Here is a 21121-nt window from a genome sequence, read left to right as displayed (position 1 = left end):
GGCGCTTCTGCCTCGATCATCATGCTGATGGCGGGCGCGGCCACGGCCGAAACCGTCAATCCGCTTGCCGAAAAGGTGCGGGCGCTGGACAGCCGCTTCGAGGACGTCGCCGTGGCGAAAGCCGAAGGCTACGCGCCGATCCCCTGCGCCAGCGGCCTCACCGGCGGCGCCATGGGCATCCACTACGTCAACGCCGCCTATCTGAAGGACGACGCCGTCGACTTCGCCAAGCCGGAAGCCGTGATGTACGAGCCGATGGCCGACGGCACGCTGAAGCTGATCGCCGTCGAATACATCACCGCGAAGGGCCCGGCCTCGCTCGAAGGCCATCTGTTCAACTTCAACACGGCGCCCAACCGCTACGGCCTCGGCCCCTTTTACGAGCTGCATGTCTGGGCCTGGAAGCAAAACCCCACCGGCGCCTTCGCCGACATGAACCCGAACGTGTCCTGCGACGCCATGCAGGGGATGTGAGCAGCGCTCTAGCCTTCTCCCCTTGTGGGAGAAGGTGGATCGGCGCGATAGCGCCGAGACGGATGAGGGGTGTTCCAGCGGAGTGAGAGGTCTGCGTTCCCTGGAACACCCCTCATCCGTCGCCTTCGGCGACACCTTCTCCCACAAGGGGAGAAGGAAAAGCCCGCACCCCACCCACCCTTTCTTAAGGTGTTTCGGATAGACCGAAACCTTGGAAAGAGGCGGAAAACGGAGAGGATTCGGGGTGCGCTTTTCCGCGGCAACGACTGCCGGGCGGTTCCTGCCGCAGCGCTGGGCGCTGCGCATGCGGCCGTTGCTTGGCCGCATCGACGCCGTGCTGTCCACCGCCGACGAGCGCGGCGAAGCCGGGCGCATGTCGCTGATCGCCTTCTCCATCCGCATCGTCAGCGCCTTCATCGCCTTTGTCAGCCAGGTGCTGATGGCACGCTGGATGGGCTCGTTCGAATACGGTATCTCGGTGCTGGTCTGGGTGACGATGGTCATCGTCGGCAACCTCGCCTGCCTCGGCTTTCACACCTCGGTCATCCGCTTCATCCCCGAATATCGCGAGCGCGGCATGCTGGCCGAGTTGCGCGGCATCGTGCAGGCGAGCCGCCTGTTCGTGCTCGTCGCCTCGACGCTGGTGGCAGGCCTCGGCGCCCTTGGCGTCTGGCTCGCCTCGGATTGGATCGAGAACTACTACGTCATCCCCTTCATCCTCGGTGTCATCTGTCTGCCGATGATCGCGCTCGGCGACCTTCTGCAAGGGCTGGCGCGCGCCAATTCCTGGGCGCTGCTGGCGCTGTCGCCCACCTATCTGGTGCGGCCGGTGCTGATCCTGGCTTTCATGGCGCTGATGCTTGGCCTGCACTATGTGCCCGACGCCAAGACCGCGATCTTCGCCTCCATCGCCGCAACCTATGTCACCACGCTCGGCCAGCTGATGGCCGTCACCTCGCGCATGGAGAGAAAGATACCGGCTGGGCCGATGGCGGTGCATTTCGGCCAGTGGATCCTCGTCTCGCTGCCGATCTTCCTGGTCGAGGGCTTCTTCTTCCTGCTCACCAATGCCGACGTGCTGATGGTGGGCGCCTATCTCGACCCCAATGACGTCGCTGTCTATTTCGCCACGGTGAAGACGCTGGCGCTCGTGCATTTCGTCTATTTCGCGGTCAAGGCCGGCGTTGCACAGCGCTACGCACAGTTCACGCATGGCGAGCCGCATCGGCTCGCCGCCTTCGCCCGCGAGACCGTCTCCTGGACCTTCTGGCCCTCGCTGCTGATGGCGCTCTTGGTGCTGGCGCTGGGCGAGCCGATGCTGGTGCTGTTCGGTCCCGAATTCACCGCCGGCTACCCGCTGCTCTTCCTGCTGGTGCTGGGCGTCGTGGCGCGCGCCGCCGTCGGCCCCTGCGAAAGCCTGCTCACCATGAGCGGCAACCAGAACATCTGCGCCGCCGTCTATGCCATGACGCTTGCGCTCAACATCGGCCTCAACGTGATCCTCATTCCGCTGTTCGGCCTCTGGGGCGCGGCAATCGCCACCAGCCTGGCCATGGTCTTCGAGGCCAGCGCGCTCTCCTTCACCGTCTGGCGCAAGCTCGGCATCGTGATGGCGATCTTTGTGCCCGCAAACAAGGAAGTCGCCTGATGGCCGCCGTCCCGTTGCTCGAAGAGACCAGCGGCGGCACCGCCGGCGCCATGGTTTCCAACCTTGCCGGCCTGGCGCGCGAGGTCGACCCCGCCCATATCGAGCTCTTCGCCAGCAACAGGCCGGAGCGCAAGCTCGCCATCTATCCGGCCTCGGCCGGCTTCGACCTCGTCGAGGAGCTTGACTATCTCAGCGCCCGCACGATCGAGCCGAACGTCTTCTTCAACCCGCGCTTCCTGGCGCCGGCGATGCCGCGGCTGGAAGACCGCGAGGTGCGGCTGGCCGTCATCCGCGACGGCGACGAATACCGCAACCGGCTTCGGCTTCTGGCGCCGTTCTCGGTCGAGCGGCCGGCGATCCCGCTCGGCGTCCCGGTGATGCGCACATGGTCGAGCCCGTTCGGCCCGCTCGGAACGCCGCTGGTCGATCGCGACGATCCGGTCGGCGTCATCGAGGATTTCTTCTCGATGCTGTCGCGGCCGCATCTCAAGCTGCCCAAGGTCTTCGTGCTGCCCGATATGCGCCTCGACGGTCCGGTGGCGAGCCTGCTCACCTCCTTTGCCGACAGCCGCGGCTTGACCATGGTGACCACCGGCAAGGTCGAGCGTCCGGTGCTCGATAGCGACGCCGACGGCGAGGAATACCTCAAGGCATCGCTGCGCGCGCATCACTATCGCGAATTCCGCCGCCTGAAGCGGCGTCTCGCCGACCTCGGCAAGCTGGAGCACACCGTGGCGCGCGGGCCGGACGAGATCCGCCACGCCATCGAAAGCTTCCTGACGCTGGAAGCGGCCGGCTGGAAAGGCCGCGAGCGCACCGCGATGGCGATCGACCGCTACCGCGCCGCCTTCGCCCGCGAGGCCGTGCACAGGCTGGCCGAGCAGGACATGTGCCGCATCCACCTCTTGACGCTCGACGGCCGCACCATCGCCTGCCTGGTCGTCTTCGTCGAGGCCGGCGTCGCCTATACCTGGAAGACGGCCTATGACGAGACGCTCTCTGCCTATTCGCCGGGCACGCTTTTGATGATCGAGGTGACCAGGCAGCATCTCGACGATCCCAACATCGTCATGACCGATTCCTGCGCGGTTCCGGACCATCCGGTGATGAGCCGCCTGTGGAGCGAGCGCAAGCCGATGGGCACGCTGGTCATCGGGCTGACGCCGGACGCCGACCGGCTGGCCCGTCAGGCCGCCTCGCAACTGCATCTCTACCGCGAGACCCGCAACATGGCGCGCATCCTGCGCAACCGCATGCGGAGCCTGCTGAAAAGACGCTAGATGGGCGGCGAGACACCGGCTATGGCTTGCGGCGGCCGGACCCGGCCTGCCTTCACCACAAAGCACTTCAAATGATCGATACCGTCCTGCGCTTCGCCCGCCTTTGTGCGCCGCTTGTCCTGCTCGCCATGCTTCCGGCTCGAGCCGTGGCCGACACCTGCCCGGAGGATTGCAGCGATCCGCCCCCTCCCCCGGTCAACATTTACAGCCAGACCACGGCCGGCCATCTGAGCCCCGCCACCGCCGGCGCGCTGCCGCGCGTCTATGTGCCGAACCGCTCCTCCAACAGCGTCTCGGTGATCGACACCGTCACCTTGAAAGAGGTCGGCCGCTTCCCGGTCGGCAGCAAGCCGCAGCATGTCGTGCCGTCCTGGGATTTGAAGACGCTGTGGGTCGCTAACAACGGCACCGGCAAGAACGGCAGCCTGACGCCGATCGACCCGATGACGGCCAAGTCCGGCCAGCAGATCCCGGTCGACGACCCCTATAATCTCTATTTCATGCCGGACGGCAGCGCGGCAGTCGTCGTCGACGAGGCTATGGAGCAGCTCGATTTCCGCGATCCGACGACCATGGCGTTGAAATCGAGCCTGCCGACGCCGACTTGCCCGGGCATCAACCATGCCGACTTTTCTGCCGACGGTTCCTACGCGATCTTCACCTGCGAATATGGCGACGGCGGCCTGGCCAAGATCGACCTGAAGAACCAGAAGCTGCTCGGCCATCTCGACTTCTCCAGGATGGGCATGCCGCAGGACATCCGCCTGTCGCCCGACGGCAAGGTCTTCTACGTGGCCGACATGATGAATGACGGCGTGTTCCTGGTCGACGGCGACAGTTTTCGGGAAATCGGCTTCATCCCAACCGGCATCGGCGCGCACGGCTTCGTCGTCAGCCGCGACGGCAAGCGCCTCTACGTCTCGAACCGCGGCTCGCACAAGATGGAGCAGGGCAAGGCCAGGGGCCCGGGCAGCGTCACGGTGATCGACTTCGCCACCCGCGCCGTGATCGCGCAATGGCCGATCCCCGGCGGCGGCAGCCCCGACATGGGCAATGTCAGCGCCGACGGCAGGCAGCTATGGCTGTCGGGCCGCTTCGACAGCGAGGCTTATATGATCGACACCAGCAGCGGCGCCGTGACGAAAATCCGCGTCGGCGCCGAGCCGCATGGCCTGACGGTATGGCCGCAGCCGGGGCGCTACTCGCAGGGGCATACGGGGAATATGCGGTAGGGCACTTTTGTGAAGGCCTGCCATCCGAAGCTCGCAGAGCGAAGGATGGTGCCCCTAGCCGGGATCGAACCAGCACTCCTTGCGGAACTCGATTTTGAGTCGAGCGCGTCTACCAATTCCGCCATAGGGGCTCAGGCCGGGCGGCCTGGATGGGCGCGGACTATACGGGCGGATGGGTGTTCGTCAACTGGCCTGTTGCGGATTTGCCCGCGCAACCGGTGGCATTTGCCCACCCTTCGGCCTCGTGGCGATGCAGACATTGTGCGCCGCAGGAAATCTTTCTAGAGAGGCGATTGTTTAAGGTGCCCGGTCGATAATGGCGGCTGCGGCGCTTTGGGTCCTTGTTTCGTGCATGCCGGTGGCCGAAAACCGCTGCGCCGTTTGGGGTGACATGCATTAGGCGATTCCAGGAAAAGCGCAGCGGTTTTCCGTCCGGAATTGTGTCAATCGCATTAGGAGAGCCGATGCTTCGCGGACTTTACGACTGGACCCTGTCGCTGGCGGCGCGCAAATCGGCCGAATGGTGGCTGGCCTTCATCGCCTTCGTCGAAAGCTCGGTCTTCCTGGTACCGGCCGACGTGCTCTTCCTGCCGATGGCGCTGTCCAAACCCCAGCGCGCCTATCGCTACGCGCTGATCGCCACGGTCGCTTCGGTCCTGGGCGGCGTCGCCGGCTGGTTCATCGGCCACTATGCCTATGAGGCAGTCGCCAAGCCGGTGCTTGAATTCTACGGCAAATATGATGAGTTCGAGCAGTTGCGCACCTCGTCCGGCGTCGGCTTCATCATCCTGATGCTGGTCACCTCGGGCGCGGCCCATCTGCCGCCGATCAAGGTGGTGACGATCCTGTCGGGCGTCATCGGCGTCAATCTGTTGCTCTTCATCGGGCTCGCGATCGTGGCGCGCGGCGCGCGTTTCCTGCTGCTTGCCTGGCTGCTTCGCCGCTATGGCGAGGAGATCAGGGAGTTCATCGAAAAGCGCTTGGGATTGATTGTCGGCGCCGGCGCCGCTGCCCTGATTTTGCTCTATATCCTCGTCAGATACGCCCACGGATAGCGACGCAACAACGGACCCGATAGATGACCGCGACCATGAATGCCGATACCGGACGCCAGCGCATGCGCGCGGCGCTCTTTCTCGCCGTCGCCATGGCCGCGACGGTCGGCTCGGCGCTCGCCTTCCAATATATCGGCGGCTACATCCCCTGCCATCTCTGCCTGGAGCAGCGCACGCCCTACTATATCGGCGTGCCGCTGATGGTGCTGGCGGCGATCGCCTCGATGCTGCGCGCGCCGGCCTGGGTGACGCGCGGGCTGCTCGCGATCGGCGGCTTGCTGATGCTCTACGGCCTCTATCTCGGCGTCTATCATTCGGGTGTCGAATGGGCATGGTGGCAAGGTCCGGCCGACTGCACCGCCGGCGCTGGTCCGGTCGACACTGGCGGCAAGGGCGTGCTCGACGCGCTCGACAAGTTCGTGCCGCCCTCCTGCGACAAGGCAGCACTGCGCATCCTCGGCCTGTCGCTCGCCGGCTGGAACGCCATAGCCAGCCTCGTCCTCGCCGCCGTCGCCTTCCGCAGCGCGCTCGCGCGGGATTGAGCCGGCACCAAAGCGGCGGCGCGAGATCGTTCACAGAATTCGGCAGGATGAGTCGTATGAAGTGAGCGTCGAGAACCGGAGCGGAGCGTACTTACAGTGCGTGAGCACCGGAAGCGCAGACGCTTGCTTCAGACGGCCAGCCTCCCGAATTCTCGAACGATCTCAAGGTTCGAGTTCGACATCCCAGTAGAGATAATCCATCCAGCTTTCATGCAGATGGTTGGGTGGGAACAGGCGGCCGTTGTTGTGCAGGTCGTGCACGGTCGGCTGATAAGGCTTTTGCAGCGGCCACATCTTGGCCTGGGCCGGCATCATGCCGCCCTTGCGGAGGTTGCAAGGCGAGCAGGCGGCGACGACATTCTCCCAGGTCGTCGCTCCGCCGCGATGGCGCGGGATGACATGGTCGAACGTCAGATCCTCGGGCGTTCCGCAATACTGGCACTGGAAGCGGTCGCGCAGGAACACGTTGAAGCGCGTGAAGGCGGGATGCCTGGACGGCTTCACATAGGCTTTGAGGCTGACCACGCTCGGCAGCTTCATCGAGAAGGTCGGCGAAGAGACGGCGTGCTCATATTCGGCGACAATGTTGACCCGGTCGAGGAAGACGGCCTTGATGGCGTCCTGCCACGACCAGAGCGACAGGGGATAGTAGCTGAGCGGACGGTAGTCCGCGTTCAGCACCAGCGCGGGAAGCCCATCCGGAGATACGGCAACCGTCACGTCCTTCGCCTCCTTGCTTCTAGAACCGAACGGCGCGGATACTGTAAGCCCGACATGACAGGGATGTGAAGCGGATTGTCGTGCGTCGAAATCGCCAAAACCGCATGATTTTCAGGCTTTTTTTGCCATTTCGACAGTCGGCGCCGCATCCCTGCCCTTCAATTCCCGGTAATAAGCCCAAAAAAGCCGCGACGCGACACCCCGCCATGGGCTCCATGATTCGGCCAGCCGGATAAGCATTTTCTCCGGCGGACGCGGGTCGATGCCGAGCGCATGGCCGACCGCCGTCTGCAAGGCGACGTCGCGCGAGGGAAACACATCCGGGTGCCCGGCGGCAAACAAAAGGTAGCATTCGGCCGTCCATGGGCCGATGCCGGGCACGGCCGTCATCGCTGCGATCGCCTCGCCGGCGTCCAGCGTGCACAGGTGCTCGAGATCGAGCCCGCCGGCCACCGCTTCGGCGACGGCGAGCAGCCCGCGCTGTTTTGGCCGCGACAGCCCGGCCTCGCGAAACACGCCCTCGCCGGCGGCAAGGATCGCCTGCGGCGTCAGCGGATCGACAAGCTTCACCAGCCGCCCGAAAATGGCGTCGGCGCTGGCGCGGGAAACTTGCTGTGAAACGATAATGGAAGCGAGGCTCTGAAAGCCAGGTTCCGACAGCCGCAGCGGCACTTCGCCCGCCCGGCCGCGCACGGCCGCCAGCCGCGGATCGATCCGGCAGAGCGCGTCGAGCCCTGTCGCAATGTCATCCAGCGAGGCGATGCGTTGCACGTTGCTTGTTCCCAGGGCGCCCGCGAAATGGCAATTGATGACTAACTAGCAACCGGCGGAAGCGCCTTTCAACCCGAATACCGCCCGAGATATGACGCTCCTGACATTCCGCTTCGCGCCGAGCCCCAATGGCCAATTGCATCTCGGCCATGCCTACTCGGCTCTGCTCAACCAGCGCATGGCGGCGCAGGCCGGCGGGCGCCTATTGCTGCGCATCGAGGATATCGATGTCCTGCGCTGCACGCCCGAATTCGAAGCCGGCATTTTCCGCGACCTCGAATGGCTGGGATTGCGCTGGGAAGAACCGGTGCGCCGCCAGTCCGAGCATTTCGCCGAATACCGGGAGGTGCTGGACCGGTTGATCGCCGAGGAACTCGTCTATCCGGCCTTCATGAGTCGCGGCGAGATCCGCGCCTTTATCGCCGAGACCGGCGGCCGCGACTGGCCGCGCGATCCGGACGGCGTGCCGCTCTATCCGCCGCTCGACAAGCACTTGCCGATGAAGGAACGCAAGCGGCGGATCGCGGACAACATGCCCTTCGCCTGGCGCCTCGATGTCGAGGCGGCGACGGCGCGCGTCACGGCCGGCCTGTCATGGCTGGAGTTCACCGACGAGACGATGTCGGCGACGCGAGCAATCGAAGCGCAACCGCGGGCCTGGGGCGACGTCATCGTCGCCCGCCGCGACATCCCGACCAGCTATCATCTCGCCGTCGTCGTCGACGACGCGCTGCAGGCTGTCAGCCATGTCGTGCGCGGCCAGGACCTCTATTCGGCGACCGGGGTGCAGCGCCTGCTGCAGCAACTGCTCGGCCTGCCGCAGCCGCGTTATTTCCACCACCGCCTGATCCTCGGTGCGGACGGCAGGAAACTGTCAAAGAGCCTCAAGGACACCGGCCTGGCCTCCCTCCGGGAGGCGGGCATGTCGCCGCAGGACGTCAGACGATTGGTCGGTTTTTAGCTGGCTAGAGGCGCGCCATCCCGGCCTTGATCAGCGCCAGCACGCTGATGAAGACAAAGGCGCCGCCCAGCCCGCAGGCCACCGCCAGCTTGAGATCGCTCAGGCTGATGCCATGCTTGTTTGCGACCCCCACCGCGACGAAAAAGCCGAAGATGAACAGCAGTGTGTTGCCGGTCGGGCCGAAGCCGCTCTCCCCCATGATCGCGTCGAGCGCCGTGCCGAAGAAGAAGCCGAAGCCGGCGATGATCGCGAAGGCGAACAACAGCCAGGTCGTGTCCAGATGCAAAAACATGCCCCACCACGGCGCGGCGATGCGCCATGCCCCTCTTGGCACGGTTTGATGAATTCAACTTAGCTTATGGATCAACCGTTTCGTTTTGCTTGCGGGATTGAACGGCATTAGAGCAATTGCCGTCATCAACCGTTCATCCCGGCAGCCTCCCCCATGCAGAGCATCAAGCGGTTCATTCCCGCCTCCTTCGTCGTTCTGTGGGCGACCGGCTTCATTGGCGCGCGCTATGCCATGCCCTGGGCGGAACCCTTCACCTTCCTTGCCATCCGCTTCGTGATCGCGGCGGCCCTGTTCGCGGGGCTGACCGTTCTGCTTGGCTCGCGCAAGGCGACGCGCGAAGAGGCGCTGCACGCAACGGTGGCCGGCGTCCTCATGCATGGTGTCTATCTCGGCGCCGTCTTCTGGGCGATTCACAAGGGCATGCCGGCCGGGTTTTCGGCGCTGATTGTCGGCCTGCAGCCGTTGATCACCGCCGTGCTCGCCGGAAAGTTCCTCGGCGAAGCGATCCTGCCGCGCCATTGGGCCGGTCTTGCCGTCGGCCTTCTCGGCGTCGTCATCGTGCTGTGGCCGAAGCTGGGGGCGCTGGGCGGCGGCGTCACGCCGGCGACGCTGACGGCTTCGCTCGTCTCCGTGCTCGGCATGAGCGCCGGCACCATCTGGCAGAAGCGCTATGCCTCAGGCGGCGATCTGGTGTCGGCGACGATGTGGCAATATGTCGGCGGCTCCGTCGTGATGATCCTGGGCTCGCTCGCCTTCGAGACGCGCGCCGTCACCGTCAATGGCGAATTGATCTTCGCCATGGCCTGGCTGGTCCTGGTGCTGTCGGTCGGCGCCATATTCCTGCTGATGGTGATGATCAGGGACGGTGAGATGTCGAAGGTAGCCTCGCTGTTCTACCTGGTGCCGGCCGTAACCGCGGTCATCGCCTGGCTGCTTTTCAACGAGCAGCTCAACCTGCTGCAGATCGCCGGCATGGCGATCGCCACGCTCGGCGTCGCCTTGGCGACGGCGCGGCAGGCGAGGAAAGGGGAACTGGGGAATTGAAGAAGAAGGGCGGAGCCAAGCGTCGGCGCATTTTCCCCAGTTCCTCAATTCTTCAATTCTCCAGTTCCTCTTCTGACCGGCGCCAACTCACCCAACCCGCGCTCGGGCTTCGAGATAACGGCTGATCGCGGCGTTGAGTTCGCCGCCGAGGATGAAGATCGCCGAGATGATGTAGAGGAAGACGACCGCGATCATGATCGAGGCGAGCCCGGCATAGGTCGTCACATAGGACGAGAAATGGTCGAGATAGGTGGCGAAGATCGTCGACCCGACCAGCCAGGCGACCAGCGTGAAGACGATGCCCGGTATGATCGAGACGAAGCGCCGCTTGCCGGCCGGCAGCCAGATATGCACGGAGAACAGCCCGATGACGATGACCGTCGAGGCGATCACGTAACGCCAGATGGTGATCGTTCCCATATAGGGCTTGATCCATTCCAGATGCGCTTCCGCCAGCCGCGCCAGCAGCGGCGCGAACACCAAAAGCACGCTGATGGCGAGAAAGCAGGCGGTGGCGATCAAGACGAAGATGATGCTTTGCACCCGGCGGTGGATGATGCCGCGCGTCTCGGTGACCCGATAGGCGCGGTTGAGCGAAGTGCGCAGGGCTTCGATACCGTTGGAAGCGAAATAGGCCGCAAGCAGCACGCCATAGGTCAGAAGGTCGGTGCGGCGCACCGTGAGCACGTTGAGCACCTCATGCGCGATCGGCTTGGCGATCTGCTCCGGCCATGTGTCGAAGACCAGATGCACGGCCGTGTCGGCGAAGGCGCGCGCGCCGAGGAAGCTGGCAAGCGTGGTGGCGAAGATCAGGAACGGAAACAGTGCCATCAGCGAGGTGATCGCCAGATGGCTGGCCATCGCCCAGCCGTCATCAGTGTTGAAGTGGCCTATCGCATCGTAGAGCACGCGCTTGAGGGCGACGATATTCCGCAGCAAGGGCCCGCGCTCCGCTCGATTGTGTCAACGCCGCGAATATGGGAAGTGATTGCGGTAAATGGCAACCCCAGGTCTCACAACGCGCCCCGCGGCAGAAGAGTTGCGCACCGTCATCGTCACCGGCGCCTCCTCCGGCATCGGCGCCTATTGCGCGCGGGCGTTGAAGGCGGAAGGCTGGCGGGTCTTCGCCACGGCGCGCAAGCCGGCCGACATTGCAGCCCTCGAGGCCGACGGCCTGGAGGCCTTCTATCTCGACTATCGCGAGCCCGAATCCATCGCCGCCTTGGTCGATGCGGTGCTGGAGCGGACCGGCGGCACGCTTGACGCGCTCTTCAACAACGGCGCCTACGCCCAGCCCGGCGCCGTCGAGGACCTGCCGGTCGCAGCACTTCGCGAGCAGTTCGAGGCCAATTTCTTCGGCTGGCACGATCTCACCCGGCGGGTCGTGCCGGTCATGCGCCGCCAGGGGCACGGCCGGCTTGTCCACTGCTCCTCTATCCTCGGACTGGCTCCGGTCCGCTTCCGCGGCGCCTATTCGGCCTCCAAGCACGCCATCGAAGGCCTGATGCTGTGCATGCGCCAGGAGCTCGAAGGCAGCGGCATTCACCTTTCCCTCATCGAACCGGGACCTGTGACGTCGAAGATCGCCAGCAATGGCCTGCCCTGGTTCCTAAAAAACATCGACGTCGAAAATTCCGTCCACCGCGCCGATTATCAGGCGCAGCTCGCAAGGCTTCAGGCGGGCGGCAGCGTGTCGAAGCTGAAGCCGGGGCCGGAGATCGTGCACAGGGCGTTGCGCCACGCGCTTCTGTCACAGCGCCCGCGCCCGCATTATGTGGTAACGCTGCCGGCCAGGATCGGCGCGGCGCTGAAACGCATCCTGCCGGCCTCCCTGCTCTACCGCGTGCTCGCCAGGCGCGCCTGACCGAACCTGAACCGGAGCCAGCCAGATGCTCATCATCTTCAAAATCCTCGCCATCGTCGCGATGGCCGCCGTGGTGATCGTGCTGGTTCGCGGCCTGATCAACATGATGCGCGGCGGCTCCGGCTTCACCTCGAACAAGCTGATGCAGGCGCGCATCATGTTGCAGGCCGTGGCCCTGGCGCTGCTGTTGCTGGTTGTCTATTTCACGCGCAAATAGAGGATCTCAGAGGGCACGGCGTGGTCAAGCTCAACAAGATCTACACCCGCACCGGCGACGACGGCACCACCGGGCTCGGCACCGGCGAGCGGCGGCTGAAATCCGACCTGCGCGTCGACGCCTATGGCACCGTCGACGAGGCCAATGCCTGCATCGGCATGGCCCGCGTCCACACCGGCGCCGAGCATCCGGCGATCGACGCCATGCTGTCGCGTATCCAGAACGATCTGTTCGATCTGGGCGCCGACCTTGCCGTGCCGGACGAGGGCAAGCCGCTGGAATACGAGCCGCTGCGCATCGTCGCGGCCCAGACCGACCGCGTCGAGCAGGACATCGACGCGCTCAACAAGGAGCTGCAGCCGCTGAAATCCTTCGTGCTGAACGGCGGCACGCCCGCCGCGGCCGCGCTCCATCTTGCCCGCACCGTGGCGCGCCGCGCCGAGCGCCTGATGGTGGCGCTGGCGCAGGATCCGGCCGAGCATGTCAACCGCGAGGCGCTGAAATATATCAACCGCGTCTCGGATTTCCTGTTCGTCGCCGCCCGCGCGGTCAATGACAATGGAAAGGCCGACGTGCTATGGGTTCCCGGCAAGAACCGCTGAATCCGCAGGCGGGAGGGTCCGATGTTCATCCCGCTTTACGACACCAACAGGCTGCGCCATATCCGGCTGCAATATGTGACGATCGGCCTGATCGTGGCGAACGTGCTGGTCTACTTGGCGACCACGCTCGGCGGTGAGAACTTCACCAATGCCGCGGTTCTCGGCCTCGGCTTCATCCCGTCGGTGGTTCATGACAAGGTCGAGCTCTCGCCCGAATTCGTCGTCATCCCCGAGAGTCTCAGCTACCTCACCTATTCCTTCCTGCATGCCGACATCTTCCATCTCGGCGGCAACATGCTGTTCCTCTGGGTATTTGGCGACAATGTCGAGGATGCGCTCGGCCATATCCGCTATTTGATCTTTTACCTCGCCTGCGCCATCGCTGGCGCCTTCTTCCAGGGGTTGGTGGCCTGGGATTCGCAGGTGCCGTTGATCGGCGCTTCGGGCGCCATCGCCGGGGTCGTCGCCGCCTACCTGATCCTCTACCCCCGGGTGAAGGTCTGGGTGCTGGCCTTTGCCCGCATTCCGCTGCGCATCCCGGCCTTCATTCCGCTGCTCCTGTGGATCCTGTTCCAGGTCGTGATGTTCGCCGCGGCAGGCGAGGACCAGATCTCCTGGGCCTGCCATATCGGCGGCATCATCGCCGGATCGATCCTGGTGCTGGTGCTGCGCAGCCGCGGCGTGCCGCTGCTGGCCGGCGCCGACGGCGAGCCGGACCCGACGCCCAACATCCAGCAGCCGCCTGTTCCTGTCGAGCCGGCCGCGAGCAATCCGGCGCAGCCGGCGGCGCAATGGGGCCGTGGAGCAGCGGCGCCCCGGGACTGAACCGATTTGGGTGCGTCGTGGGATATTGACGCGCCGATTTGTCGCCACTACGGAAACGGCACAGTTGGGCGGATATTCCGTCCGTGATGTCGGCTTTCGACAACTCTGACCGGGCGCACGCTGCTATAGCGCCCCGACTATCTCAGGAGAGGTGACAGGAAAATGAAGATCCTTGTGCCCGTGAAGCGGGTTGTGGACGCCAACGTCAAGGTCCGGGTGAAGGCCGACGGACTGGGCGTCGAGCTTGCCAACGTCAAGATGGCGATGAACCCGTTCGACGAGATCGCGGTCGAGGAAGCGATCCGCATCAAGGAAGCCGGCAAGGCTGAAGAGATCATCGTCGTCTCGGTCGGCCCGCAGCAGGCGCAGGAGACGCTGCGCACTGCGCTCGCCATGGGCGCCGACCGCGCAATCCTGGTCAAGACCGACGAGCAGACCGAGCCGCTGGGCGTCGCCAAGGTGCTGAAGGGTGTGGTCGAAGCCGAGGCGCCCGGCCTCGTCATCCTCGGCAAGCAGGCGATCGACGACGATTCGAACCAGACCGGCCAGATGCTGGCGGCACTGCTTGGTTGGCCGCAGGGCACCTTCGCGTCCAAGATCGTGCTCGAAGGCGATCAGGCCAAGGTGACGCGCGAGGTCGACGGCGGCCTGCAGACGGTGGAATTGAAGATGCCGGCGATCGTCACCGCCGACCTTCGCCTCAACCAGCCGCGCTATGCCTCGCTGCCCAACATCATGAAGGCCAAGAAGAAGCCGCTCGACGAGAAGAGCCCGGCCGACTACGGCGCCGACGTCAAGCCGCGCCTCAAGGTGATCAAGACCGAGGAGCCCGGCGGCCGCAAGGCGGGCGTCAAGGTCAAGAGCGTGGCCGAACTGGTCGAAAAGCTCAAGAACGAAGCCGGCGTGCTTTAAAGCGATCGGGAAAGGACAAAGAAAATGGCAATTCTCCTCATCGCCGAACATGACAATGCAAGCCTTTCCGACCAGACCGCCAAGGCGCTGTCGGCGGCGCTCCAGATCGGCTCCGATGTCGACGTGCTGGTGGCCGGCAAGGGCGCCAAGGGCGCGGCTGATGCCGCCGCCAAGCTGAAGGGTGTGCGCAAGGTGCTGCTCGCCGAGGCCGACGAGCTTGCCGAGCGTCTCGCCGAGCCGACGGCGGCGCTGGTCGTCTCGCTCGCCGGCTCCTATGACGCGATCGTCGCGCCCGCGACCTCGTCGGGCAAGAACGTCGCGCCGCGCGTGGCGGCACTCCTCGACGTCGCCCAGGTATCCGAGATCATCGAGGTGGTCTCGCCCGACACCTTCAAACGGCCGATCTATGCCGGCAACGCCATCCAGACCGTGCAGTCGACCGACGCCAAGAAGGTCATCACGGTGCGCACCGCGTCCTTCGCGGCGGCGCCCGAAGGCGGCTCGGCCGCGGTCGAGATGGTCAACGCCGCCGCCAATCCAGGCCTCTCCTCCTTCATCGAGAACAAGCTCTCCGAGAACGACCGTCCGGAGCTGACCTCGGCCAAGATCATCATCTCGGGCGGCCGTGCGCTTGGCTCCTCGGAGAAGTTCCAGGAAGTCATCCTGCCGGTCGCCGACAAGCTTGGCGCCGCGGTCGGCGCCTCGCGTGCCGCGGTCGACGCCGGCTACGCGCCGAACGACTGGCAGGTCGGCCAGACCGGCAAGGTGGTCGCGCCCGATCTCTACATCGCCGTCGGCATCTCCGGCGCCATCCAGCACCTTGCCGGCATGAAGGACTCGAAGGTGATCGTCGCCATCAACAAGGACGAGGAAGCCCCGATCTTCCAGGTCGCCGATTACGGCCTGGTCGGCGATCTCTTCGTCATCCTGCCGGAGCTGCAAAAGGCGCTTTGACGCCACCGGTTCTGGCATATTAAAATCGGAAGGGTGGGGTAGACGAAGTCGCCCCGCCCTTTTAGTTTGCACTGCACAAAAAGCGGGCCATCAAGGCCTGAAGCCAATCCGGCGGTTTTGCGTCCGGATTGCAGGAAATGAACAATAGGAGCGTTTCCGCGCTTCAAGACGCGGAAGATGCTCCGGACGGGATCGGGGTCATGAGCAAGATCGAGACGATCGGCATTGTCGGCGCGGGTCAGATGGGTGGCGGTATCGCCCATGTCTCGGCGCTGGGCGGCTACAAGGTCCTGATCCACGACGTGTCGCCCGACCGTATCGAGAAGGGCATCGCCACCATCAGCGGCAACATGGCGCGCCAGGTCGGTTCCGGCAAGCTCGAGGAGAAGGCGCGCAACGAAGCAATGGCGCGTATTTCCGCCGCCCCGACCATGGCCGATCTCGCGGCCGCCGATCTGGTGATCGAAGCGGCGACCGAGGATGAGACGGTCAAGCGCAAGATCTACGCGCAGCTTTGCCCGCAGCTCAACCCGGAAGCGATCCTGGCGACAAACACCTCGTCGATCTCGATCACCCGGCTTGCCGCGCAGACCGACCGGCCGGAACGCTTCATCGGCATTCATTTCATGAACCCGGTCCCGGTGATGAAGCTGGTCGAGCTGGTGCGCGGCATCGCCACCGAGGACCAGACCTTCGAGGCCGCCAAGAGCTATGTGAAGCACCTCGACAAGACGATCACCGTTTCCGAGGATTTCCCGGCCTTCATCGTCAACCGCATCCTTTTGCCGATGATCAACGAGGCGATCTACACGCTCTATGAGGGCGTCGGCACGGTCGACGCCATTGATACCGCCATGCGGCTCGGCGCCAACCACCCGATGGGACCGCTGCAGCTTGCCGACTTCATCGGCCTCGACACCTGCCTGTCGATCATGCAGGTGCTGCATGAGGGCTTGTCGGATTCGAAATACCGCCCCTGCCCGCTGCTGGTGAAATATGTCGAGGCCGGCTGGCTCGGCCGCAAGACCGGCCGCGGCTTCTACGACTATCGCGGCGACCATCCGGTGCCGACGCGCTGATCTTCCCCGGCTGAACCCTTTCGAAACGGCTCAGGACGCCGCGGCGAGCGGCGGAAGTGGCACGCCGCCGTTCGAAATTTCGCCTGTCGAAACTCCGTCGGGCGCGGCGGAAACGCAGCCGCGCCCGGCCGCCTTGGCGGCATAGCAGGCGGCGTCGGCGCGGGCGATGATCTCGTCCACTTCGCCGCAACCGGCGCGGATCGGCGCAAGCCCGATGCTGGCGCCGATCGAATGCGGGCGCCCGTCCCAGCTGAAGTCGAGATTGCCGATGGCATCGATGATCGAGCGCGCCGCGATCGGCCCGCACGCCGCGGCGCCCGATTTGAGGATGACGGCGAACTCGTCGCCGCCAAGCCGCGCGACGATGTCTTCCGGGCCAAGCACATTGCGCAGGGCGTCGGCCACGCGCTTGAGCAGCGCATCGCCCGCGGCATGGCCGCCGGTGTCGTTGACCGCCTTGAAGTGATCGAGATCGACAAACATGAACTGATGCTCGCCGCCATTGAGGCGGCACTGGTCGACCAGGTCCTCCATGATGCGGATGAAGCTCGAGCGATTGGCGAGCCCGGTCAGCGCGTCGTGGGCGGCGGCGTAGGCCAGCTGGCGCTGCAGGGCTCGCGCGTCGCTGAAATCTTGGAAGACGATGACGAGGCCGCAGAACTCGTCGCGGTCGTTCATGATCGGCGACACCACCTGGCGGATGCTGCAGCGCGTGTCGTCGCGCCGGACAAGCACAGCGCGCGTGTTCTGGTCGCAGTGCGGCTGCTCGCTCGCGGAAGGGCGCGAGAGCCCGATTTTCTGCCCGCTTTCCTCGTCGACCGCCCAGTAGACATGGCCGAGCAGCTTGCCCAGGGCCTCGCCGGCCACGACGCCGGTGAGTTTTTCCGCGACCGGGTTCATGAAGGTGATGCGGTTGGCGGCATCGGTGCAGATCACCGCGTCGCCGATCGACTGCAACGTCACCCTGAGACGCTCTTTCTCGTCGGCCAGCATGGCCGCCGAAACCATCAGCCGCGCCTCGGCCTCCTTGCGTTCCGTGATATCGGTCAGGCTACCGATTGCCCGGATCAGCCGGCCCTCGCCATCGCGCTCGATCGCCTTGCCGCGGTCGAGAATCCAGACCCAGCGGCCGTCCTTGTGCCGCATGCGGAACTCGGCCTCGAAAAAGGGCGTCTCGCCGGCAAGATGCGCGCGATCCGCCTCGGCGACGCGTTCCTGGTCGTCGGGATGGATCATGGTCAACCAGCGATCGGGGTCACCGTCGAGCTCGCCATCGGCATAGCCCAGCATCTTCACCCAGGTTTCGGAATAGGTGGTGCCGCCCCTGCGCATATCGAGGCTCCAGATACCCTGTCCGGCACTGGTTAGCGCGAAATTCCACTGGCCTTCTGCCTCGGCGATGCGCGCCTCGGCCTGCTTGCGCGCATCGATGTCCTCGATCTGCGACACCAGATAGAGCGGACGACCCGTCTCCTCTTCACGGATGACCGAGCCGGCGAGCTGCGCCCAGACCGGGGTGCCGTCCTTGCGCAGATACCGCTTCTCGAAATGGAAGGAGTGGATCTTGCCTTCCTTCAGGCTCGTCATCGTCTCGCCGCCGATCTGCAGATCGTCGGGATGCGTGATCTGGAAGAAGGTCAGCGCCTCGATTTCCGAGCGTGTGTAGCCGAGCATGTCGGCGAAGGCAGGGTTGGCCTGCAGGATGCGGCCGTCGAGGCCGACAATGGCGACGCCGATCGCCGAATCCTCCATGGCCCGGCGGAAGCGTTGCTCGCTCTCGGCAATCTGCCGGCGGTCGTCGATGATCTTGCGGATGGACAGCGCCGAGACAAACAGCGTGACGGCCGTGACGGCGACGGATATCTGCAGGCAGACCTTCAACGCGTCCGTGCCGAGTTCCAGCGCCGGCAACAGGACCGATGCAGTCAAGGCAACGAGTCCGGCTGCCATCAAGACGGGCACGGCGCGCTTGCCGGCCCGCGGACCTTTCCAACTCAACCACGCCACAATGCGATCCCACCCAATGCGCGACTGCGCGTTGCCACAACTCTGGCGGATCGATTTTAAGGAATGGTTGCATGAGCGGCAGCGGCCGCTCCGATAACCGGCAAACAATTGCCGGTATGATTAAGGTACTGTTTCAAAACTGTACCGAAGGATCGGTGTAATCCTACCAGCGGACGAAAAACCGTCCGCCAAGCGCGCCGAGCGCGGTGAGGAAGGCGATCGCGACCGTATACCAGGTGGCAACGAAGAGCGGCGAATCGTCGAAGCAATGCGCGGCGTAAAAGGTCGCCGCGAGCCCGCCGGCGAGCAGGCCGGCCACCGCGCCCGCCAACACCGGCCGCGTCGGCGCGCCATAGCGCAGCATGCCGAGGAAGATAGCCAGCGGGCCGATGCCGATCAGCGGGATGAAGCTCATGCAGATCATCATGTTCGAGCCGATAAGCCGCTTGCCCCAATCGGCCTCGGGTACGACGAAAAGCTCGAGAACCACCGCCAGCACCACCAGAAGCGGCGCGGCGATCATCCAGGCCGTCGCCCGCCTGGTCGAGGCGCCCGGCATCGACAGCGCGCGGATCAGCGCGAAGGCACTGGCGGCGAGCGTCAGCGTGAACACGAATTTGGACATGAAGCGCATCGTGTGCATGGCCGACATGATGTCGGGACGCGGCCCGATGGTCGCAAAGAAGACCATCGCCGCGATCACCATGGCCACGCCGACCGCCAGCCACCAGGCACTGCCCATCGGCATCGCCTCGTCGCGGGCATCGGCGTCGAGCGCCTTGATGAGATCCTCTGTCCTCATGTCGCTGTTCGTCCAAATCTTTTGGCGATCGCGGCCAGGCCGCGATGCAGCGACACGCGCACCGCCGTCTCGCTGATGCCGAGCTTGCTCGCCGTCTCGCCGATCGAATGGCCATCGACCGAGATCGATGCCACCACCGAGCGTTGCGCGGGCGGCAGCCCGTCGAGCGCCCGATTGATGTCGCGCTCGCTCACCGTTTCCGCCTCCGGCTCGGCGAAGGTTTCGGCGATCTCGTCGATCTCGACCTCGATGCGCCGCCCGCGCCGGCGGAACGCATCGATCAGCTTGAAGCGGGCGATCGCATAGACCCAGGGCAGCACCGGCGCATCAGGCCGCCAGGTGTGGCGTTTGACATGAATGGCCAGCAAGGTTTCCTGCACGACATCCTCGGGATCGACCCCGCCTTGAACGATCTTGCGCCGGACAAAGCCGCGAACGAGGGCGGCGATCCCGTGCAGAAAGTCGGCATAAGCCCTTTCGTCTCCCGCGATCGCAGCCCTGAGCAGCCGGGAAAGCTCGGCCTCGTCCTTGCCGGTCACAAGAGTTTACCCCCAATGTTCGCGTCTCGGCCCTGGTTTGTTACGTGGCCGGCGAAATAATGTCCAAGCCAAACTGCCGCAAAATCACGAAAGTTTGCGGAACGGCGACCGATTGAAGCAGGATCACAATGTTGACTATAACAATCATGTATTGATAGGTGCAGCCGTGCCCAAACCCCTGTCTCGAATTGAGGACGATGCCCATGAAAATTGCCCTATCCACGCTCGCCGGCGCCGCGCTGGCGCTCGGCCTGACCGCAGGCTCCGCCATGGCCAAGGATCAAGGCATCGTCGTCTACAATGCCCAGCATGAGAGCCTCGCCAAGGAATGGGCAGCGGGCTTCACCAAGGAAACCGGCATCAAGGTCACGCTGCGCAACGGCGGCGACAGCGACTTCTCCAACCAGATCGTCGCCGAGGGAGCGGCCTCGCCGGCCGACGTGTTCCTGACCGAGAATTCGCCGGCAATGGCGCTGGTCGAGGCCGCCGGACTGTTCGCGCCGGTCGACGCCGATACGCTGGCGCAGGTTCCGCAGGAATACCAGCCGTCGACTGGCAAATGGGTCGGCGTCGCCGCCCGCAGCACCGTCTTTGCCTATAACAAGGACAAGCTGAAGGAAGACCAGTTGCCGAAGTCGCTGCTCGATCTTGCCGATCCGAGCTGGAAGGGCCGCTGGGCCGCCTCGCCGTCCGGCCCCGACTTCCAGGCCATTGTCAGCGCCCTGCTTGAGCTCAAGGGCGAGGCCGCTACCGCCGACTGGCTGAAGGCGATGAAGGAGAATTTCACCGCCTACAAGGGCAATTCAACGGTGATGAAGGCGGTCAATGCCGGCGAGATCGATGGCGGCGTGATCTATCACTATTACTATTTCGGCGATCAGGCCAAGACCGGCGAAAACAGCCGGAATGTCGCCCTGCATTATTTCAAGAACCAGGATCCGGGCGCCTTCGTGTCGATCTCCGGCGGCGGCGTGCTGGCGTCGAGCAAGCACCCGAAGGAAGCCCAGGCGTTCCTGAAGTGGGTGACCGGCAAGGGCGGCCAGGACGTGCTGAAGACCGGAACGTCCTATGAATATGCGGTCGGCAAGGATGCCCAGTCCAACCCGAAGCTGGTGCCGCTGGCCGATCTGCAGGCGCCGAAAGTGGATCCGGCCAGATTGAATTCCAAGAAGGTCATCGAGTTGATGACGCAAGCCGGCTTGCTTTAGTTCGCGTTCGTCCTAAAAGGGCAACGACCGTGCTCCCGCGGGAATTTGCCTTCCGCGGGAGCGTTTTTGTTTGGAGATCGCTTCGTCGATGAC

Annotated in this window: 23 protein-coding genes and 1 tRNA gene; 16 read left to right on the top strand and 8 right to left on the bottom strand. The window is 64.6% G+C overall.

Features of this window, described 5'->3' with window-relative positions:
* The first annotated feature begins 21 nt into the window (after positions 1–21).
* The 4 genes from LB515_RS16055 to LB515_RS16040 all read left to right on the top strand — a co-directional run bounded on the left by LB515_RS16055 (position 22) and on the right by LB515_RS16040 (position 4634).
* Complete coding sequence (locus LB515_RS16055; protein ID WP_224708316.1) at positions 22–474, top strand: hypothetical protein; 453 nt, start codon at positions 22–24, stop codon at positions 472–474.
* Between the two features lie 244 nt (positions 475–718).
* Positions 719–2122: a lipopolysaccharide biosynthesis protein gene (locus tag LB515_RS16050; RefSeq protein ID WP_224708301.1), complete on the top strand. Its 1404-nt coding sequence runs from the start codon at positions 719–721 to the stop codon at positions 2120–2122.
* The gene (locus tag LB515_RS16045) at positions 2122–3402 is read left to right on the top strand and encodes a GNAT family N-acetyltransferase (RefSeq protein WP_224546059.1); all 1281 of its coding nucleotides are present in this window, start codon (positions 2122–2124) and stop codon (positions 3400–3402) included. Before LB515_RS16050 ends, LB515_RS16045 begins: the two co-directional genes overlap by 1 nt.
* A 71-nt stretch (positions 3403–3473) precedes the next feature.
* Positions 3474–4634 carry a YncE family protein gene (locus tag LB515_RS16040; RefSeq protein WP_224708300.1) on the top strand — a complete coding sequence of 387 codons (1161 nt, stop codon included), beginning with the start codon at positions 3474–3476 and terminating at the stop codon, positions 4632–4634.
* A gap of 46 nt (positions 4635–4680) precedes the next feature.
* Here the strand turns inward: LB515_RS16040 and LB515_RS16035 are convergent.
* Positions 4681–4765: transfer RNA gene (locus tag LB515_RS16035), tRNA-Leu, on the bottom strand.
* Between the two features lie 333 nt (positions 4766–5098).
* On the opposite strand from LB515_RS16035, the gene LB515_RS16030 reads away from it, so the two are divergent.
* The gene (locus LB515_RS16030) at positions 5099–5689 is read left to right on the top strand and encodes a YqaA family protein (protein WP_224527497.1); all 591 of its coding nucleotides are present in this window, start codon (positions 5099–5101) and stop codon (positions 5687–5689) included.
* 23 nt (positions 5690–5712) lie between these two features.
* Entirely contained in the window at positions 5713–6231 is a 519-nt protein-coding gene (locus LB515_RS16025; RefSeq protein ID WP_095767503.1) for a disulfide bond formation protein B, read from the top strand.
* A 162-nt stretch (positions 6232–6393) separates the two neighbouring features.
* Here the strand turns inward: LB515_RS16025 and LB515_RS16020 are convergent, their stop codons facing one another.
* Positions 6394–6951: an HNH endonuclease gene (locus LB515_RS16020; RefSeq protein ID WP_027167440.1), complete on the bottom strand. Its 558-nt coding sequence runs from the start codon at positions 6949–6951 to the stop codon at positions 6394–6396.
* Between the two features lie 111 nt (positions 6952–7062).
* Positions 7063–7722 (bottom strand): DNA-3-methyladenine glycosylase family protein, encoded by a 660-nt coding sequence (locus LB515_RS16015; protein ID WP_224708299.1) that lies wholly within the window; start codon positions 7720–7722, stop codon positions 7063–7065.
* A gap of 91 nt (positions 7723–7813) precedes the next feature.
* On the opposite strand from LB515_RS16015, the gene gluQRS reads away from it, so the two are divergent.
* A complete protein-coding gene (gene gluQRS / locus LB515_RS16010; protein ID WP_224708298.1) occupies positions 7814–8683 on the top strand; it encodes a tRNA glutamyl-Q(34) synthetase GluQRS in 870 nt (289 codons plus the stop codon).
* Positions 8684–8687: 4 nt separating this feature from the next.
* On the opposite strand, the gene LB515_RS16005 is transcribed toward gluQRS, so the two are convergent.
* Complete coding sequence (locus tag LB515_RS16005; RefSeq protein WP_140845915.1) at positions 8688–8975, bottom strand: hypothetical protein; 288 nt, start codon at positions 8973–8975, stop codon at positions 8688–8690.
* 153 nt (positions 8976–9128) lie between these two features.
* On the opposite strand from LB515_RS16005, the gene LB515_RS16000 reads away from it, so the two are divergent.
* Positions 9129–10019 carry a DMT family transporter gene (locus LB515_RS16000; RefSeq protein ID WP_224708297.1) on the top strand — a complete coding sequence of 297 codons (891 nt, stop codon included), beginning with the start codon at positions 9129–9131 and terminating at the stop codon, positions 10017–10019.
* Between the two features lie 87 nt (positions 10020–10106).
* On the opposite strand, the gene LB515_RS15995 is transcribed toward LB515_RS16000, so the two are convergent.
* Positions 10107–10958, bottom strand: a complete 852-nt coding sequence (locus LB515_RS15995; protein ID WP_095767497.1) for a YihY/virulence factor BrkB family protein — start codon at positions 10956–10958, stop codon at positions 10107–10109.
* A 58-nt stretch (positions 10959–11016) separates the two neighbouring features.
* On the opposite strand from LB515_RS15995, the gene LB515_RS15990 reads away from it, so the two are divergent.
* The 7 genes from LB515_RS15990 (at position 11017) to LB515_RS15960 (ending at position 16472) form a co-directional block, all read left to right on the top strand.
* A complete protein-coding gene (locus LB515_RS15990) occupies positions 11017–11883 on the top strand; it encodes an SDR family oxidoreductase (RefSeq protein WP_224708296.1) in 867 nt (288 codons plus the stop codon).
* 25 nt (positions 11884–11908) lie between these two features.
* Positions 11909–12100: a twin transmembrane helix small protein gene (locus LB515_RS15985; RefSeq protein ID WP_095767495.1), complete on the top strand. Its 192-nt coding sequence runs from the start codon at positions 11909–11911 to the stop codon at positions 12098–12100.
* 20 nt (positions 12101–12120) lie between these two features.
* Positions 12121–12702, top strand: coding sequence for a cob(I)yrinic acid a,c-diamide adenosyltransferase (locus LB515_RS15980; protein WP_224708295.1), 582 nt, complete (start codon positions 12121–12123; stop codon positions 12700–12702).
* A gap of 21 nt (positions 12703–12723) precedes the next feature.
* Positions 12724–13527 carry a rhomboid family intramembrane serine protease gene (locus LB515_RS15975; RefSeq protein ID WP_224708294.1) on the top strand — a complete coding sequence of 268 codons (804 nt, stop codon included), beginning with the start codon at positions 12724–12726 and terminating at the stop codon, positions 13525–13527.
* A 162-nt stretch (positions 13528–13689) separates the two neighbouring features.
* Positions 13690–14439, top strand: a complete 750-nt coding sequence (locus tag LB515_RS15970; protein ID WP_095767492.1) for an electron transfer flavoprotein subunit beta/FixA family protein — start codon at positions 13690–13692, stop codon at positions 14437–14439.
* Between the two features lie 24 nt (positions 14440–14463).
* Positions 14464–15393 (top strand): electron transfer flavoprotein subunit alpha/FixB family protein, encoded by a 930-nt coding sequence (locus LB515_RS15965; RefSeq protein ID WP_224708293.1) that lies wholly within the window; start codon positions 14464–14466, stop codon positions 15391–15393.
* Between the two features lie 200 nt (positions 15394–15593).
* Entirely contained in the window at positions 15594–16472 is an 879-nt protein-coding gene (locus LB515_RS15960; protein WP_140632869.1) for a 3-hydroxybutyryl-CoA dehydrogenase, read from the top strand.
* A 30-nt stretch (positions 16473–16502) separates the two neighbouring features.
* On the opposite strand, the gene LB515_RS15955 is transcribed toward LB515_RS15960, so the two are convergent.
* The 3 genes from LB515_RS15955 to LB515_RS15945 all read right to left on the bottom strand — a co-directional run bounded on the left by LB515_RS15955 (position 16503) and on the right by LB515_RS15945 (position 19820).
* The gene (locus LB515_RS15955; protein WP_224708292.1) at positions 16503–18401 is read right to left on the bottom strand and encodes a PAS domain S-box protein; all 1899 of its coding nucleotides are present in this window, start codon (positions 18399–18401) and stop codon (positions 16503–16505) included.
* Positions 18402–18642: 241 nt separating this feature from the next.
* Entirely contained in the window at positions 18643–19281 is a 639-nt protein-coding gene (locus tag LB515_RS15950; protein WP_224708291.1) for an NrsF family protein, read from the bottom strand.
* A complete protein-coding gene (locus LB515_RS15945; protein WP_095767489.1) occupies positions 19278–19820 on the bottom strand; it encodes a sigma-70 family RNA polymerase sigma factor in 543 nt (180 codons plus the stop codon). The genes LB515_RS15950 and LB515_RS15945 overlap by 4 nt, the downstream gene beginning before the upstream one ends.
* 203 nt (positions 19821–20023) lie before the next feature.
* Here LB515_RS15945 and LB515_RS15940 point away from each other — a divergent pair, with 203 nt between their 5' ends.
* Positions 20024–21028, top strand: a complete 1005-nt coding sequence (locus LB515_RS15940; protein WP_224708290.1) for an iron ABC transporter substrate-binding protein — start codon at positions 20024–20026, stop codon at positions 21026–21028.
* Positions 21029–21121 lie beyond the last annotated feature (93 nt).

The sequence above is a fragment of the Mesorhizobium sp. CA15 genome (genome assembly GCF_020165215.1).
Lineage (GTDB): Bacteria > Pseudomonadota > Alphaproteobacteria > Rhizobiales > Rhizobiaceae > Mesorhizobium.
Note: the sequence above shows the minus strand (reverse complement) of the source record. Positions and strands in the feature narration are given on the sequence as shown.

Bases quoted from the DNA above. Each gene is read 5' to 3' on its own strand.
- gluQRS (WP_224708298.1), top strand. From the start codon at position 7,814: ATGACGCTCCTGACATTCCGCTTCGCGCCGAGCCCCAATGGCCAATTG.
- LB515_RS16045 (WP_224546059.1), top strand. From the start codon at position 2,122: ATGGCCGCCGTCCCGTTGCTCGAAGAGACCAGCGGCGGCACCGCCGGC.
- LB515_RS15960 (WP_140632869.1), top strand. From the start codon at position 15,594: ATGAGCAAGATCGAGACGATCGGCATTGTCGGCGCGGGTCAGATGGGT.
- LB515_RS15950 (WP_224708291.1), bottom strand. From the start codon at position 19,281: ATGAGGACAGAGGATCTCATCAAGGCGCTCGACGCCGATGCCCGCGAC.
- LB515_RS16055 (WP_224708316.1), top strand. From the start codon at position 22: ATGCTGATGGCGGGCGCGGCCACGGCCGAAACCGTCAATCCGCTTGCC.
- LB515_RS15965 (WP_224708293.1), top strand. From the start codon at position 14,464: ATGGCAATTCTCCTCATCGCCGAACATGACAATGCAAGCCTTTCCGAC.
- LB515_RS15970 (WP_095767492.1), top strand. From the start codon at position 13,690: ATGAAGATCCTTGTGCCCGTGAAGCGGGTTGTGGACGCCAACGTCAAG.
- LB515_RS15985 (WP_095767495.1), top strand. From the start codon at position 11,909: ATGCTCATCATCTTCAAAATCCTCGCCATCGTCGCGATGGCCGCCGTG.
- LB515_RS16040 (WP_224708300.1), top strand. From the start codon at position 3,474: ATGATCGATACCGTCCTGCGCTTCGCCCGCCTTTGTGCGCCGCTTGTC.
- LB515_RS16025 (WP_095767503.1), top strand. From the start codon at position 5,713: ATGACCGCGACCATGAATGCCGATACCGGACGCCAGCGCATGCGCGCG.
- LB515_RS16030 (WP_224527497.1), top strand. From the start codon at position 5,099: ATGCTTCGCGGACTTTACGACTGGACCCTGTCGCTGGCGGCGCGCAAA.
- LB515_RS16000 (WP_224708297.1), top strand. From the start codon at position 9,129: ATGCAGAGCATCAAGCGGTTCATTCCCGCCTCCTTCGTCGTTCTGTGG.
- LB515_RS15975 (WP_224708294.1), top strand. From the start codon at position 12,724: ATGTTCATCCCGCTTTACGACACCAACAGGCTGCGCCATATCCGGCTG.
- LB515_RS15940 (WP_224708290.1), top strand. From the start codon at position 20,024: ATGAAAATTGCCCTATCCACGCTCGCCGGCGCCGCGCTGGCGCTCGGC.
- LB515_RS16005 (WP_140845915.1), bottom strand. From the start codon at position 8,975: ATGTTTTTGCATCTGGACACGACCTGGCTGTTGTTCGCCTTCGCGATC.
- LB515_RS15990 (WP_224708296.1), top strand. From the start codon at position 11,017: ATGGCAACCCCAGGTCTCACAACGCGCCCCGCGGCAGAAGAGTTGCGC.